A 14799-nucleotide genomic window follows, 5' to 3' on the forward strand; every position below is an offset into this window, starting at 1 on the left:
TATAATACTAATAAGACTGGTAAAGTGATAGAAGACAAATTATAGAAAAGAGAAAACAAAATGAAATATGAGGATATAAACGAAAATACTATAAAAATCACCTTGTCTTTTGATGATTTGACAGATTATGATATCAAATTATCAGACTTTTTCGGAAATCAAGAAGTCATTGAACAATTTTTCTATGAATTGGTTGATGAGCTTGGTTTAGAAAATCGCTTTGGAAATGTGGGAATGTTAACTTTCCAAATCCAACCTTTTCCTCAAGGTGTTCATATGATTGTTCATGAAGAAGCGATGCTAGGTGAAGGTGGAGAAATTCCAGATGACCCAGAAGAGTTTGAAGAATTGATGACTGGTTTTTATAATAAATTAAATGAAATAGGGGCAGATATGGCGCGCGAGCGAGGAATTACTGATTTTAAACCTGGGCTTGGTTTACCAGGAACAAAAAAAGACGAAGCTGAACAAGAGCCAGATTTTATTTATTACTCTATTCGTTATGAAGATATTATGTCTGTCTTAACAGGAATAAAAAATGTGAAGTTTGCTGATGAAGAATCAGAGTTTTATCGTTATGATGGCAATTTTTATCTTGTTGTTTTGGATAATCAAAAAGAAAAAGGCAAGATGCATGTCGAAAGTACCCGTTCACGAATGATGGAATATGGGGAAGCAACAAAAATGAGTCGAGAATTTTTGCAGGAGTATGGTGAATGTCTTATTGCGACACGTGCTTTAGATGTTCTTAGAAAAATCTAAATATGGTTGATACATTAAAAGAAATCCCCTTTGCACTTAAGTTCCTAATTGTTATTATTATCACTTTTGGTATCTCTGTGATTTTAACGCCAATTATGACTTTTGTGTCCAAAGCAATTGGTGCGGTGGACAAGCCTAACGAGCGTCGTGTGAATAAAAAACCAATGCCCTCTGCTGGAGGTTTGGTCATTTTCATTGCTTTTGCGATTGCGACCTTGTTTATTCTGCCACATATTGTTCATAATCAGCCTCCCATTCATTCGCAACCTCCAGTACATGGCGCAAGTCATCAGCCAATTCAGCTAGTCAGCTATTTTAGCTACATTTGGCCCTTTATTGTTGGTGCTGGAATTGTTGTTTTGACTGGTTTGATTGATGATATAAAAGAAATTTCACCTAAAATGAAACTTTTAGGATTGACAGTTGCGGCGAGTTTTATCTGGTTCTTTACCAATGCCCGCTTTGATAATTTAAAAATTCCTTTCGGGGGGCCTTTACTAATCTTTCCTGCTTGGTTATCCTTTATTTTTACCGTTTTTTGGATACTTGCGATTACTAATGCAATAAATTTAATTGACGGATTGGACGGACTAGCAAGTGGAGTATCAATTATTTCACTGACAACAATGGGAATTGTTTCTTACTTTTTCTTACCTAATCCAAATGTATTTTTACCGATTACCATTTTTATAATGGTGGCTGCAATTATGGGATTCTTTCCTTATAATTATCATCCAGCGATTATTTATCTGGGAGATACGGGAGCTCTGTTCCTTGGTTTTATCATCTCGGTTGCTTCTTTGCAAGGATTGAAAAATGCAACGGCTGTAGCCGTTTTGACTCCTTTATTAATTTTAGGAGTACCAATTACGGATACAATTATGGCAATGATTCGTCGTAAACTTAATCGTCAATCAATTGCAACGGCTGATAAACGACATCTTCACCATCGCCTAATGGCACTTGGTTTTACTCATCGTGGAGCTGTTCTAGTCATTTATGGAATTGCATCGATATTTGCATTTATATCCATTCTTTTGCAATTTTCAAGTCGTATCGGTGGGATTCTCTTAGTGATTGCTTGTCTCTTTGGATTGGAAATATTTATTGAACTTGTTGGAATTTTAGGCGAAAATCGGCAGCCAGTCTTAAAAGCACTGAAATTTGTTGGAAATTCTAGTTATCGTGATAAAGTTCTCCATTCTGATGAAGATGCAGATACAGATGAAAATGAAGAAGATATTGAAAATCATTCAATGATAAATGAGGAAATTGATGAACCAACACAAGAATTCCCAATTCAAAATTATCGTAGAAGTCGAAATAAAAAATAAGAAAAACCTCTAATTTTAGAGGTTTTTTTGATATCTAAAAATGCCTGTAGTCATTTATTATTTATATTGCGATTAATAAAAATAATGTATGCGAAAATAACAAATTTTGTCAATTTTTTGTTAGAATAGAGACTATAAATGTCAAATACAATTGACAATTCAAAGGAGCGAAAAAATGGCTACACTTGAAATTAAAAATCTTCATGTGGCGATTGAAGATAAAGAGATTCTCAAAGGAGTCAATCTAGTCATCAACACCAATGAAATCCATGCGATTATGGGACCTAATGGGACTGGTAAATCAACATTATCTGCTGCAATTATGGGAAATCCTAATTATAGCGTGACACAAGGAGAAGTTCTTTTTGACGGTCAAAACGTTTTAGAAATGAGCGTTGATGAAAGAGCTCGTCTTGGACTTTTCCTTGCCATGCAATATCCATCTGAAATTCCAGGAATTACGAATGCAGAATTTTTGCGAGCAGCAATGAATGCTAAACGTGCTGAGGATGACAAAGTTTCTGTTATGGAATTTATCAAAAAATTGGATAAAAATATGGAAGTTTTGAGCATGAAAGAAGAAATGGCTGAGCGCTATCTCAATGAAGGCTTTTCTGGTGGTGAAAAGAAACGTAATGAAATCCTTCAACTTTTGATGTTAGAACCAACTTTTGCCATTCTTGATGAAATTGACTCAGGACTTGATATTGATGCTTTAAAAGTTGTTGCTAAAGGTGTTAATTCAATGCGTGGTGAGAAATTTGGGGCATTGATTATTACTCACTATCAACGTTTGCTTGATTATATTACACCAGATGTTGTCCACATTATGATGGATGGTCGTGTGGTGAAAACAGGTGGCGCAGAACTAGCTAAACGTCTAGAAACTGAAGGATATGTCAATATCGCTGAGGAACTTGGATTAGAATATAAAGAAGAAGTTTAAGGAAAGGAGATAGTAAGTTATTTTTGCTTACTGACAGAGCTGTCAGTAAGTCTAAAGTTCATTAATTTACTGACAGAATGTTTTGTCAGCAAATTAGTGAATTCAGTTAAGAAAATGCAAACTTGCTAATATTAATTATGAATCAAGAAATCTTAAACTTTTCACAAATGCATGCTGAACCAGCTTGGTTATCAGATTTACGTCAAAAAGCTGCACTTGAATTTGAAAATCTAGAATTACCTAATATTGAACGAGTAAAAATTAATCGTTGGGGCTTAGACCATTTAACAATTTCTGAAAACGAAGAAATTGGATCTGTTCCTACTTTTACGGAAATTCCAAATCATCCTTTGCTTGTTCAAGTCGGAAGTCAAACAGTTATGGAACAAATGACACCAAATTTGGCTGAACAAGGCGTAATTTTCACAGATTTCAATTCAGCTTTAACCGAAATTCCTGAACTACTTGAGGAAAATTTTGGTTCTGTGGTTCCATTTAATGAAAGTCGTTTAACAGCAGCAAATACTGCGACATTTAATTCTGGATTAGTTCTTTATGTTCCAGATGGTGTGGAAGTTCTTGAACCCATTGAATCAATTTTGATGCAAGAGGGTTCATCAGAAGTTCCTTTTAATAAACGAATATTAATTATTGTTGGGAAAAATGCCAAAGTTGACTACCTTGAACGTTTGGAAACAAGTGGTGAGCAAAGCTCAAAAGCAAAAGCAAATATTGTCGTTGAAGTAATTGCAAAAGCAGGAGCTCAAGTCAAATTTGCAGCCATTGACCGTTTAGGAGAAAATGTTACAGCTTCAGTTGTTCGTCGCGGATTGATTGGTGATAATGCAACAGTTGACTGGTCTGTTGGTGTCATGAATGACGGAAATGTTGTTGCTGACTTTGATAGTGACCTCAAAGGGAATGGTTCTCATTCACAAATTAAAGTGGTTGGGATTTCAACAGGTCATCAAACGCAAGGAATTGATACAAGAGTGACTAATTTTGGTCTAAATTCGGTTGGTCATATCTTGCAAAATGGTGTAATTCTTGATAAAGGAACTTTGACATTTAATGCCATTGGTCATATTATCAAAGGGGCGAAAAATGCGGATGCCCAACAATCTTCTCATGTTTTAATGCTTTCTGATAAAGGACGAGGAGATGCAAATCCAATTCTCTTGATTGATGAAAATGAAGTAACTGCGGGTCACGCAGCTTCTGTTGGTCAGGTAGATGAGGAAGATTTATTCTATCTTCAATCTCGTGGACTTGATGAAGAAACTGCTAAACGACTTGTTATTCGAGGATTTCTCGGTTCAGTTGTCAGTGAAATTCCTGTCAAATCAGTCCAAGCAGAATTTATTGAAACTATTGAAAGAAAGCTGGGCATGTAATGCTTGAAGGCATCAAAAAAGATTTTCCAGTATTGAATCAAATTGTTAATGATGAACCTTTGGTCTATTTGGACAATGCGGCAACGACTCAAAAACCTTTGAAGGTTTTGGCTGCGATAAAAGATTATTATGAAAATGATAATGCTAATGTCCACCGTGGTGTTCATACTTTGGCAGAGCGAGCAACTGAAAAATACGAAGCGGCGCGTGAAAAAGTCCGTCATTTTATCAATGCTAAATCAACAAAAGAGGTTTTGTTTACTAGAGGAACAACGACTTCAATCAACTGGGTTGCTCAATTTGCTGGGCAAATCTTAAAAGCAGGTGATGAAATTATCATTTCGATTATGGAACACCATTCTAATATTGTTCCCTGGCAAGAAGTTGCTAAGAAAACTGGAGCAATCTTAAAGTTTGTCTATCTTAAAGATGGTCAGCTAGATATGGCTGATTTACGTAAAAAAATCACTAATCAAACTAAATTTGTATCGATTGCTCATGTTTCTAATGTATTAGGGACAATTAATCCAGTAGAAGAAATTACCAAAATTGCTCATGAACACGGTGCTTACATGGTGGTTGATGGTGCACAATCTACACCACATATGGCGATTGACCTTCAAAAAATGGATGTCGATTTCTTTGCTTTCTCAGGTCATAAAATGATGGGACCAACCGGAATTGGCGTTCTTTACGGCAAAGAAGAACTTCTAAATCAATTTGAACCTGTCGAATTTGGGGGAGAAATGATTGATTTTGTTTATGAAAGTCATTCAACATGGACAGAACTTCCTTGGAAATTTGAAGCTGGCACACCTAATATTGCGGGTGCTATTGCTTTAGGAGCTGCGATTGATTATATTCAAGAGCTTGGAATTGACCAAATTCATCAACATGAAATTGAATTGATTGATTACCTCATGCCTAAACTTCAAGAAATTGAAGGCTTAAAGATTTATGGACCGAAAGATAATGTAAAAAGAGGCGGTCTAATTACTTTTAATATTGAAGGACTTCATCCGCATGATGTCGCAACTGCCCTTGATATGGAGGGAGTAGCTGTAAGAGCTGGTCACCATTGTGCTCAACCTTTATTGAATTATCTCGAAACTCCGGCAACTGCTAGAGCAAGCTTTTATCTTTATAATACAAAAGCTGATTGTGATAAATTAGTTGAAGCACTTAAAAAAACAAAGGAGTTTTTCAACCTTGATTAATATGCTTAATTGGGTCGCCTCCCTCCCACTTTGGTTGGCAACCACATTTCTATTTGTTGTTGTTTTCTTTAGAGCTCAATGTACTTTTTGGTTAGGAAAATTGAGTTATCATGGAATTTTGAAAACGAAGTGGGGCAAAAAACTTGAGAAAAATTCAGAGACTTCCGCTGGAATTTTAGCCATTCAAAAAATGGGTTGGCCAATTATTCCTCTGTCTTTTTTAACAGTCGGTTTTCAAACTGCTGTTCAATTTGGCGCTGGTCTAACAAATTGGTCTTGGTATAAATACACATTGGCTGCGATTCCAGGTTACTTAGCTTGGGGATTTATCTATGCCTCAGGAGGACTAAGCCTATTTCGTTCACTCGTTCAGGGTTCGATTGGCTTACTCATTCTATTTATCATCATCATTTTAGCTGTGGTAATTGCAGCAAATCTCGTCCTTCGTTATATTCGTAAAAATGGAATAAAAACGGATGATTAGAGAACAAGAATAATCAAAAAGTTACTGACAGAAATTTTATAAGTCATTAAAGAAGGCTGTCAGTAACTTTTAGAATTTATTTTTATCAATATTAAAATAAAGAAAGTGTGAAAATGTGGCTTTATCTAAATTAGATAATCTATATCGTGCAGTAATTCTTGACCACTCATCAAATCCACGTCATGCTGGAGAATTACAGACAGGATGTATGGTTGACCTCAACAATCCAACCTGTGGTGATGTGATTCGCCTGACTGTTGAATTTGAAAATGATGTCATTTCAAACATTGCTTTTAGCGGTCATGGCTGCACAATCTCAACAGCTTCAGCTTCAATGATGACCGTTGCTGTTCTTGGAAAAACAAAAGAAGAAGCAAAAGAGCTGGCAACTATTTTTTCAGCAATGGTGACCGGTGAAACTGACGAACGACAAGAAGAACTTGGGGATGCTCAGTTTCTTGCAGGGGTTAGTAAATTTCCAGCTCGAGTAAAATGTTCCACTCTGGCTTGGAATGCCCTAAAAAAAGCCATTGATGTTGGTGAAGCACAAGAAACAGTAATTCATGGCGAATAGCTAAAAGTTACTGACAGATTTTTTATCAGCAAATAAAAACTCGTCAGTAAAACTGAGGAGCCTGTCAGTAGCGACTGAAAAGAGTTTTTTGCCAATGAATGAAGGACTTGTCAGCAAAGCTGGAAAGTCTGTCAGTAAAAAGCGATTGAATTGAGCTTTTTATCAATGGATAAAGGATTTGTCAGCAAAGCTGACAAGTCTGTCAGTAATAAATATGCCAAAGAGGAAGAAAAATGACAGAAAATAGTACACAAGAAGTCGTCAAAGACCTCGAAGAATATAAATTTGGATTTCACGATAATGCAGAACTTGAATTCACAACAGGTTTAGGTTTGACCGAAGAAGTCATTCGCGAAATTTCTGAAACAAAAAATGAACCTGAGTGGATGTTAGAGTTTCGTCTGAAATCTTTTGAAGCTTTTAAAAAATTGGACATGCCAAAATGGGGCCCAGATCTTTCTGGTATTGATTTTAATGATATTGTTTATTATCAAAAACCATCAGCAAAAGCTGCGCGTTCTTGGGAAGACGTTCCTCAAGAAATCAAAGACACTTTTGAAAAAATTGGTATTCCAGAAGCTGAACGTTCATATTTGGCAGGAGCTTCTGCTCAATATGAATCAGAAGTTGTTTATCATAATATGAAAGATGAATTTGAAAAATTAGGAATTATTTTCACTGACACTGATTCAGGATTACGTGACTATCCAGAAATTTTCAAAAAATATTTCAGTAAACTGGTGCCACCAACGGATAACAAATTGGCGGCCTTAAATTCTGCCGTTTGGTCTGGTGGGTCATTTGTCTATGTTCCTAAAGGAGTCAAATGTGAGATTCCGATTCAAGCCTATTTCCGTATTAACAACGAAAAATCAGGACAGTTTGAGCGGACATTGATTATTGTTGAAGAAGGGGCGTCTATTCAGTACGTTGAAGGATGTACTGCACCAACTTACTCTGCAAGTTCACTTCATGCAGCAGTGGTTGAAATCTTTGTTGAAGAGGGTGGTTATATGCGCTACTCTACTATTCAAAACTGGTCAGATAACGTCTATAATCTGGTTACCAAACGTGCTGCTGCAGAAAAAAATGCGACGGTTGAATGGATTGACGGAAACTTAGGTTCAAAAGTATCCATGAAATACCCAGCCGTTCATTTGAATGGACCAGGAGCGCGGGGAACAATGCTTTCAATCGCTTTTGCTGGAGCAAACCAAAATCAAGACACAGGTGCTAAAATGATTCATAACGCACCAAATACTTCAAGTTCAATCATTTCTAAGTCTATTGCCAAAAATGGTGGAGCAGTCAATTACCGTGGACAAGTTACTTTTGGAAAAAATTCTAAAAAATCTGCTTCTCATATTGAATGTGACACAATTTTGATGGATGATTTATCAAAATCAGATACCGTACCATTCAATGAAATTCATAATTCACAAGTTGCCTTGGAACACGAGGCGAAAGTGTCAAAAATTTCAGAAGAACAACTCTATTATTTGATGAGTCGTGGACTTACAGAAAAAGAAGCAACTGACATGATTGTCATGGGCTTTATTGAACCCTTCACCAAAGAATTGCCAATGGAATACGCTGTTGAATTAAATCGTTTGATTTCTTATTCAATGGAGGGTTCTATTGGGTAAAATAAAAAATCTGCTCCCTTGATTTTGGGGAGTATTTTTTTATGATTTATATCTTACTTAGTTTGTGATATTAGAGAAAATAGGTACAATGAAAACTCTGATAGAATCACTTTAAATAATAAAGAGGATTAATCTAAATTTTATTTTTTCATAATTCGTTGAATAATATTTTCAACAGGCTCAATTTTTTCAAGATAAGCAGAAGAGCTACCAGCCATAAATGCACCATTGATTAAATCACCTTTTTCTACTGCGGCTTTCAATGATTTATTTAAAGGATATTCTGATGAGATATTTAATAGTCTGGTCAGATGGCCATTCTTATCTGAGATTAAACTTGTTCCATTTTCTTCACTTTTGCAGATTAATTCTTGGTAAATTGGTGAAATTTGACATTCTTTTGCCAATAAAAAGGCGGTGCCAACTTGTACTCCATTTGCACCTAAAATATTAGCCAAAGAAGCAGTATGGTGATCATAAATTCCACCAGCAGCGATGAGCGGTAAGGGACAGATTGGAGCAATTTCTTTGAGAAGTGAGGCCAAGTTTTGGCTCCCCACGTGACCTCCTGCTTCATTTCCTTCTACAATGATTCCGAAGATAGGAAGTTTTAACATTTTTAGGGCAATTTCTTTATTGGGAACCACAGGGAAAAGTTTGATATTATTAGCAATTATAGTATCAATAATTTCTTTAGGACTTCCTGCACCAGTTGTCACTACTGATATTTTTTCTTCACAAATCACTTCTAAAAGTTGCTTGATATTTTTATCGAGTAACATTAAATTAACGCCAAAAGGCTGTGAAGTGAGAGTTTTTGTTTTTCTTATCATTCTTCTCAGTTCATTTGCTGTCCGTCCGCCGCTACCAATAATTCCCAAAGCTCCATTGTTTGAAACAGCAGCTACTAATTCAGCATTAGAAGCCCAAGCCATTCCACCTTGAAAAAGAGGATATTTTATTCCTAATTCGTGATACCAAGTCATTTAATTCTCTTTCTATACCTTATTAAAGTTTATGAAATGTAGGTTCTTGCCAATAGCCAATCTCAGAGCCGTTAACGGAAAAAATTTTGCCTGTCATTTCACTTTCAATTAAATCATTAATAATAAAATTAGCGACATCAGAGCTTGAACCCATTTTCCATTCATCAGGGATATTCTGACCATAAGTTTCTTTTAAACTTTTTAATACTGGTAGAGTCATATCAGTTACGGCAGCAGGAGAAACAGAATTTACTCGTATCATACTTTTTTGCAATTCTTTAGCTAGTGTTTTCGTAAAAGCAATGATGCCGGCTTTGGACGCCGCGTAGTTTGCTTGCCCAAAGTTACCAAATAAAGCTGATTTTGAAGTTAGTGTAATGATTTGTCCACCTTGATTGATTTTATCAAGCAAAGCGTGAGTACTATTAAATACACCAGTCAAATTGACAGAAATGACTTCATCCCAAATTTCTGGGCTCATTTTCTTAAAAGTACTATCAGCAGTAATTCCAGCATTATTAATTAGAATATCAATATCCTTTATTAATTTGGCTGCATTAGCAACGCTAGAGCGATTAGAAACATCTAGTGGAATAGCTTGGATTTCTGTTTTGGGAAATTTTTTGTTCAATTCTTCAGCTCTACTTTTTAAACTAAGTGGGTCACGGCTAGTTAAAATGACTTTGTGATTGGCTTGAGCAGCTTTCTGAGCAATTGCCCAGCCGATTCCCCTTGTTGCACCGGTAATCAAAATTGTTCGTTTGTTCATTGCTTCCATTCTCCTTTTAGGATTAATGTTTGATTTCTGTCAGTAATTTGAAAAGCGTTTTGATTAAATATAAAACAAAAGCGTTCATTCAAATAGGCTGGTGAGCAGAAATTTGCTTTTAAGTATGATAAAGGCACAGAATAGAACTCTTGATACATCTCTTCTAAAATAAATAATAAAAAATTTCCAGGTATAATGGGATTTTTACCGTAGTGTAAAGAATTGGTATCTTTAACTGATTGAAGATAATCAATTAAATCAGCCTTATTGATTTTTTTGTATAATTTCATTCCAGGAATCCTCAGATAATAGACTTAGGTTAATTTTTGCCAATAACTTTGTATTGCTAGTTATTTCAAGACTTAGATTGATTATATATTTTTTTGAATGACGAGTGATGTGTTCACTTAGTAAATAAAGTTTCAGTTTATCAAATGAATAATTAGAAGATGGATAGCGAATAATTTCTTCGGATAGTAACCAATTTTCTCCATTTTTAAGACTGTGGGGAATTCCTTCTAATTCTTGCCACAATTGTGGAAGTAAGGAGAGAAAATTTTTTTGGCCCTCTAATTTAAAATGTCTTGGAAGACTTTTTTGAGCGATTAAAATCATTTTTGATACCAGTGATTACCTATCAGTATACTGATTCCCATACCTCCAGCTACGCACAAAGTTGCGATGCCAAGACATGGTTTTTGCACTTGGTTTAGGCGATTTAAGAGTCGAGAAATTAGAATGCCACCAGTTGCACCGTAAGGATGACCAAATGCAAGGGCACCACCATAAGCATTTAATTTTATATCATCAAGCTTAAAATAATTTTGGAATAAAATGGCCTGACTGGCAAAGGCTTCATTTAATTCGATAGCCTCAATATCATTAAGTTTAAGGTTAAATTTCTGTAAAAGTTTTTCAGTTGCTTTTATTGGGCCTAATAAGAAATCTGATGGAGATAAAGCAATAGTTGTTTGTCCTAAATAATAGCCTTGAAAATCAAAAGGATTATTAGTGGATGACAATATGATTGAAGAAGCACCATCGTTTATTGGGCAAGAGTTTCCAGCAGTGGCTGTTCCGTTAGTGGTAAAAGCAGGGGTTAATTTGCTCAAAGCTTCCATTGAGGATTTAGGACGAACAGTTTGATCGCTACTTATTGTAAATTCTTCATCTTGATAGGGAAAAACTTCATTTTCTAAAAGTTTTCCTTCAATAGCTTGAGTCGCTTTTTTATGACTATTTAGAGCGTAAAGGTCTTGAACACTACGAGGAATATTGTATTTTAGGGCTGTCATATCGGCAAGTGTTCCCATGTCGAAATCTTCATAGGGTTCAGGAGCCATTTTAAATCGTTTAATCGGCTGATAACTCTCTGAATCAAGCATAATATTGGCTTGAGATGTGCTTTCTACCCCTCCTGTACAAATAATGGAAGCTTCGCCAGAAATAATGTAGTTTGCAGAGCTAATCATAGCTGTCAGTCCAGAACCGCACTGCTGGTCAATTGTAAAAGCTGGGACCTGGCTAGAAAATCCTGCTTTTAAGGCACAACGTCGAGCTAAATTTCCTCCTTGATTAGTCACATTTCCCAAAATAATATAGTCAATATCAGCTTTTTTGAGAAGTGGATTTTTATTAAACTGTTGTTTAATTAGATTTTGATATAAAGTTTCAGGAGAAATTTTTTTATAAAAACCATTGATTTTTCCTATAGGTAAACGGTTTGCTGCTATGATACCAACGGGATTTTTAAAGCTCATGATAGACACCTCTAAAATATTCTTTTTCTAATTCTTTTCTGGATATTTTTTGATTTTTAGTAAAATTAAGAGTGGGAGTTTCTAAATATATTTGAGGAAGTTTGTATTTAGGAAGTCTTTGAGCTAGTATTTTGATTAATTTCTCTTTCTCGATAGGGTTTAAGAGTAGTAGAGCAATTTTTTGACTATATCTTTCATCAAAAACTCCAAAAGCGATGCAGTCTTCACATAAATCTTTTGCCATACGCTCAATTTCTTCTGGAAAAATTTTATTTGCACCATGTTCGATAATGTCAGACCGACGTCCAAATAAATAAAGATGATTATTTTTTAAGGTTCCTAAATCATCAGTTGTCCATGATTGTGGATAAGGTTGATTAAGATAGCCAGAAAATAAATAAGGACTTTTAACTGTAAGACGATATTTTGGTCCTAAAGTGAGCTCTACGTGTGGAAAGAGTTTTCCTACAGATGATGTTTTTTTACCATCATTAACTACTTGCCATGAAATAAAACTTGTTTCAGAGCTTCCATAAAACTCAATCATTTGAGTTTGCGGAAGTTTTTTTCTTACTTTATTAATCGCCTCTGGGCTCAGTGTTCCTCCACCTAAAAAAATAATCTCTGGAGAAGTTAAAGCAAATAATTCATTGAGGTTATTTAAGAGATAGGTTGGAACGGTAAAGAGAACATAGCTTTCCTTAATATTTATAAATTGTGAAGGATTTGTAATTGCTAGGAAGGTTTTTCCTAAATATAAAGCACACATGAGTGTGTGAAGTCCTAATGAAGTAGTGAGTGGGCTAGTAGTTGCAAGAGCTTGTGATTTGCTCAAATGAAATAAATCATCACAAACTTCAAAACCCATTTTCCAAGATTCCCAGTTACGATAATAGATTTTGGGCTGTCCAGTTGTCCTAGATGTGCTTGCTAAGAACAAAGTATCCTCAGGGATAAGTCCGAATTCAAAAGACTTTTTCTTAAAAGATTTATCCACGACAAGTGGGTAATTTCCACTTTCGATAATTGCGAGAAAATCAATAATAAAATTCAAGGGACTATCATTTATTAGAGTAATAACAGTTTTAGAGGAGTGGCTATAATCTGTTAATTTTCTTTGTATTAAATCATTGATTTGTTGGTAGCTATAGGAAGTTTCGTCTATTTTAAGAGCTGGATAATCAGTAAAATGTGCGGTCAGTTTTGAAAAATTAAATTTATTTTTTTCCATCTAAAATTTTCCTTTGTGTGAATAAAAAAGCAAACAATAAAATTAATAGTTAACCTAAATTTGATTTTAGGGTTACTATTTGATATGATATCAGTATAATAAAAAATTCTTTTATTGTAAAATATAAAATCAGGAGTAGCAAATATGACTAAGAATCAAAAAGTCAAAACATTAACGTATTCAGCCTTTATGACTGCATTTATTATTATTCTAGGATTTTTACCAGGAATACCAATTGGTTTTATTCCTGTCCCTATTATCTTGCAAAATATGGGAATAATGATGGCTGGGGGACTTCTTGGCCCCAAATATGGTACAATTTCGGTAGGAGCATTTCTTATTTTAGCTTTAATTGGCTTACCTGTTTTAACGGGTGGAAATGGCGGAGCAGCGAGCTTTTTAGGGCCTTCGGGAGGATACCGAATGGCTTGGCTTTTTACACCATTTTTAATAGGTTTTTTCCTTAAGAAATTGCAAATTACAGCTTCAAAGAATTGGATTGGAGAATTAATCATTGTTTTAGTGTTTGGAGTTATTTTTGTTGATCTAGTCGGAGCAATCTGGCTATCTATTCAATCTAATATTCCATTAATTACTTCGTTGATTTCTAATTTAGTTTTTATTCCTGGTGATTGTATCAAAGCCATTTTGACTGTTCTTATCGTGCGACGTCTTAGAAAAGAAGGAGGCTTTGAAATGTATTTTAGAAAGTGATAATTATGCGAACAACAAAACAATTTGTCTTGTTAAAACTTCTTCAACAAAAAGGAAACTGGGTTTCGGGTGATGAATTAGCTGAGGAGCTAAAACTTAGTCGTGAAAGTATCTGGAAAGCAATTAATACTTTAAAGCGCAAGGGCAATCAAATCGAAAGTCGTAAAAATTTGGGCTATAAGTATGTTGGAAATGATTCATTAGATGAAGATACAATAAATTTTTATAGTGGAATGAAATTTGAAGATAAAATTTTTGTTTTTGATGAGGTGACTTCTACGCAAGAGTTAGCGAAGCAATATTTGTCTTCACATGAGGTCAAACAACCTCTTATTTTTGTTGCAAATAATCAAACGGAGGGACACGGTCGGCGTGGCCGAAATTTCTATTCTCCAAGTGATACTGGATTATATTTTAGTCTTATTTTACCCAACCCCAGTCATGATATTTTGAAAATAGGATTATTGACGACAAGTACGGCAGTGGCCGTTGTCAAGGTCCTTGAACAATTTTATAAAGATAAAAACTTTCAACTCAAATGGGTTAATGATATTTATTTGGGAACCTATAAAGTTGGCGGAATTATCACTGAAGCTGCTTTAGATTTAGAATCAAGCTCTGCTGGAAATTTCATTATGGGAATTGGCTTAAATCTGTCAACAAAAGATTTTCCAGCAGATTTATCCGAAAAGGCTCAGGGAATAAATCCTGAGTTTAAGATAGACAGAAATCAGCTTTTAGCAGAAATGGCTAAAGAAGTGATAAATAATTTCGCAAATTATAGACAGCCAGATTTAATTGATGAGTATCGCAAGAGGTCATTGTTGTTTGGTAAAAATGTGACTTTAAAATTGGGAACAAAAGCTGTTAATGGACAAGTAGAAGGAATTTCTGATGACGGAAGCTTGATTTTAAAAGCAAAATCAGGAGAATTACAAACTTTTAAAAGTGGCGAAGTTGTGAAAGTTGATTGGTAATGAAA

General features: G+C 35.0%; 16 protein-coding genes. 10 read left to right on the forward strand and 6 right to left on the reverse strand.

The features are described 5' to 3' along the window. The first annotated feature begins 60 nt into the window (after positions 1–60). The 8 genes from LDP15_RS00695 to sufB all read left to right on the forward strand — a co-directional run bounded on the left by LDP15_RS00695 (position 61) and on the right by sufB (position 8357). Positions 61–762 carry an adaptor protein MecA gene (locus LDP15_RS00695; RefSeq protein WP_004255173.1) on the forward strand — a complete coding sequence of 234 codons (702 nt, stop codon included), beginning with the start codon at positions 61–63 and terminating at the stop codon, positions 760–762. A gap of 2 nt (positions 763–764) precedes the next feature. Continuing rightward, positions 765–2096: a glycosyltransferase family 4 protein gene (locus LDP15_RS00700; protein ID WP_015426955.1), complete on the forward strand. Its 1332-nt coding sequence runs from the start codon at positions 765–767 to the stop codon at positions 2094–2096. 175 nt (positions 2097–2271) lie between these two features. Then, on the forward strand, positions 2272–3042 hold the full coding sequence (gene sufC / locus LDP15_RS00705; RefSeq protein ID WP_004255181.1) for a Fe-S cluster assembly ATPase SufC: 771 nt from the start codon (positions 2272–2274) through the stop codon (positions 3040–3042). 137 nt (positions 3043–3179) lie between these two features. Beyond that, positions 3180–4436 carry a Fe-S cluster assembly protein SufD gene (gene sufD, locus LDP15_RS00710; protein ID WP_015426954.1) on the forward strand — a complete coding sequence of 419 codons (1257 nt, stop codon included), beginning with the start codon at positions 3180–3182 and terminating at the stop codon, positions 4434–4436. Beyond that, positions 4436–5653, forward strand: a complete 1218-nt coding sequence (locus LDP15_RS00715) for a cysteine desulfurase (RefSeq protein ID WP_015426953.1) — start codon at positions 4436–4438, stop codon at positions 5651–5653. Before sufD ends, LDP15_RS00715 begins: the two co-directional genes overlap by 1 nt. Before the next feature lies 1 nt (position 5654). Continuing rightward, the gene (locus tag LDP15_RS00720; protein ID WP_010906139.1) at positions 5655–6137 is read left to right on the forward strand and encodes a hypothetical protein; all 483 of its coding nucleotides are present in this window, start codon (positions 5655–5657) and stop codon (positions 6135–6137) included. A gap of 115 nt (positions 6138–6252) precedes the next feature. Further along, positions 6253–6711 (forward strand): Fe-S cluster assembly sulfur transfer protein SufU, encoded by a 459-nt coding sequence (gene sufU / locus LDP15_RS00725; protein WP_012898355.1) that lies wholly within the window; start codon positions 6253–6255, stop codon positions 6709–6711. A gap of 233 nt (positions 6712–6944) precedes the next feature. Continuing rightward, positions 6945–8357 carry a Fe-S cluster assembly protein SufB gene (sufB, locus tag LDP15_RS00730; protein ID WP_004255207.1) on the forward strand — a complete coding sequence of 471 codons (1413 nt, stop codon included), beginning with the start codon at positions 6945–6947 and terminating at the stop codon, positions 8355–8357. 140 nt (positions 8358–8497) lie between these two features. Here the strand turns inward: sufB and LDP15_RS00735 are convergent, their stop codons facing one another. The 6 genes from LDP15_RS00735 to LDP15_RS00760 are packed head-to-tail and all read right to left on the reverse strand — an operon-like array spanning position 8498 to position 13103. Then, the gene (locus LDP15_RS00735; protein ID WP_015426952.1) at positions 8498–9343 is read right to left on the reverse strand and encodes a nitronate monooxygenase family protein; all 846 of its coding nucleotides are present in this window, start codon (positions 9341–9343) and stop codon (positions 8498–8500) included. 22 nt (positions 9344–9365) lie between these two features. Then, positions 9366–10112 carry an SDR family NAD(P)-dependent oxidoreductase gene (locus LDP15_RS00740; protein WP_080619330.1) on the reverse strand — a complete coding sequence of 249 codons (747 nt, stop codon included), beginning with the start codon at positions 10110–10112 and terminating at the stop codon, positions 9366–9368. Next, a complete protein-coding gene (locus LDP15_RS00745) occupies positions 10109–10402 on the reverse strand; it encodes a hypothetical protein (protein ID WP_015426950.1) in 294 nt (97 codons plus the stop codon). The genes LDP15_RS00740 and LDP15_RS00745 overlap by 4 nt, the downstream gene beginning before the upstream one ends. Continuing rightward, positions 10377–10727, reverse strand: a complete 351-nt coding sequence (locus LDP15_RS00750) for a hypothetical protein (protein WP_012898351.1) — start codon at positions 10725–10727, stop codon at positions 10377–10379. Before LDP15_RS00750 ends, LDP15_RS00745 begins: the two co-directional genes overlap by 26 nt. Then, positions 10724–11872 (reverse strand): acetyl-CoA C-acyltransferase, encoded by a 1149-nt coding sequence (locus tag LDP15_RS00755; protein ID WP_015426949.1) that lies wholly within the window; start codon positions 11870–11872, stop codon positions 10724–10726. Before LDP15_RS00755 ends, LDP15_RS00750 begins: the two co-directional genes overlap by 4 nt. Next, positions 11862–13103, reverse strand: a complete 1242-nt coding sequence (locus tag LDP15_RS00760; RefSeq protein ID WP_225513411.1) for an AMP-binding protein — start codon at positions 13101–13103, stop codon at positions 11862–11864. The genes LDP15_RS00755 and LDP15_RS00760 overlap by 11 nt, the downstream gene beginning before the upstream one ends. A gap of 144 nt (positions 13104–13247) precedes the next feature. Here LDP15_RS00760 and LDP15_RS00765 point away from each other — a divergent pair, with 144 nt between their 5' ends. Next, the gene (locus LDP15_RS00765; protein WP_015426947.1) at positions 13248–13817 is read left to right on the forward strand and encodes a biotin transporter BioY; all 570 of its coding nucleotides are present in this window, start codon (positions 13248–13250) and stop codon (positions 13815–13817) included. Positions 13818–13822: 5 nt separating this feature from the next. Then, positions 13823–14794 (forward strand): biotin--[acetyl-CoA-carboxylase] ligase, encoded by a 972-nt coding sequence (locus LDP15_RS00770; protein WP_017864915.1) that lies wholly within the window; start codon positions 13823–13825, stop codon positions 14792–14794. Positions 14795–14799 lie beyond the last annotated feature (5 nt).

The organism is Lactococcus sp. SK2-659 (assembly GCF_020218185.2).
Classification (GTDB): Bacteria; Bacillota; Bacilli; order Lactobacillales; family Streptococcaceae; genus Lactococcus; species Lactococcus lactis.

Bases quoted from the DNA above. Each gene is read 5' to 3' on its own strand.
- LDP15_RS00695 (WP_004255173.1), top strand. From the start codon at position 61: ATGAAATATGAGGATATAAACGAAAATACTATAAAAATCACCTTGTCT.
- LDP15_RS00700 (WP_015426955.1), top strand. From the start codon at position 765: ATGGTTGATACATTAAAAGAAATCCCCTTTGCACTTAAGTTCCTAATT.
- sufC (WP_004255181.1), top strand. From the start codon at position 2,272: ATGGCTACACTTGAAATTAAAAATCTTCATGTGGCGATTGAAGATAAA.
- sufD (WP_015426954.1), top strand. From the start codon at position 3,180: ATGAATCAAGAAATCTTAAACTTTTCACAAATGCATGCTGAACCAGCT.
- LDP15_RS00715 (WP_015426953.1), top strand. From the start codon at position 4,436: ATGCTTGAAGGCATCAAAAAAGATTTTCCAGTATTGAATCAAATTGTT.
- LDP15_RS00720 (WP_010906139.1), top strand. From the start codon at position 5,655: ATGCTTAATTGGGTCGCCTCCCTCCCACTTTGGTTGGCAACCACATTT.
- sufB (WP_004255207.1), top strand. From the start codon at position 6,945: ATGACAGAAAATAGTACACAAGAAGTCGTCAAAGACCTCGAAGAATAT.
- LDP15_RS00735 (WP_015426952.1), bottom strand. From the start codon at position 9,343: ATGACTTGGTATCACGAATTAGGAATAAAATATCCTCTTTTTCAAGGT.
- LDP15_RS00740 (WP_080619330.1), bottom strand. From the start codon at position 10,112: ATGAACAAACGAACAATTTTGATTACCGGTGCAACAAGGGGAATCGGC.
- LDP15_RS00745 (WP_015426950.1), bottom strand. From the start codon at position 10,402: ATGAAATTATACAAAAAAATCAATAAGGCTGATTTAATTGATTATCTT.
- LDP15_RS00750 (WP_012898351.1), bottom strand. From the start codon at position 10,727: ATGATTTTAATCGCTCAAAAAAGTCTTCCAAGACATTTTAAATTAGAG.
- LDP15_RS00755 (WP_015426949.1), bottom strand. From the start codon at position 11,872: ATGAGCTTTAAAAATCCCGTTGGTATCATAGCAGCAAACCGTTTACCT.
- LDP15_RS00760 (WP_225513411.1), bottom strand. From the start codon at position 13,103: ATGGAAAAAAATAAATTTAATTTTTCAAAACTGACCGCACATTTTACT.
- LDP15_RS00765 (WP_015426947.1), top strand. From the start codon at position 13,248: ATGACTAAGAATCAAAAAGTCAAAACATTAACGTATTCAGCCTTTATG.
- LDP15_RS00770 (WP_017864915.1), top strand. From the start codon at position 13,823: ATGCGAACAACAAAACAATTTGTCTTGTTAAAACTTCTTCAACAAAAA.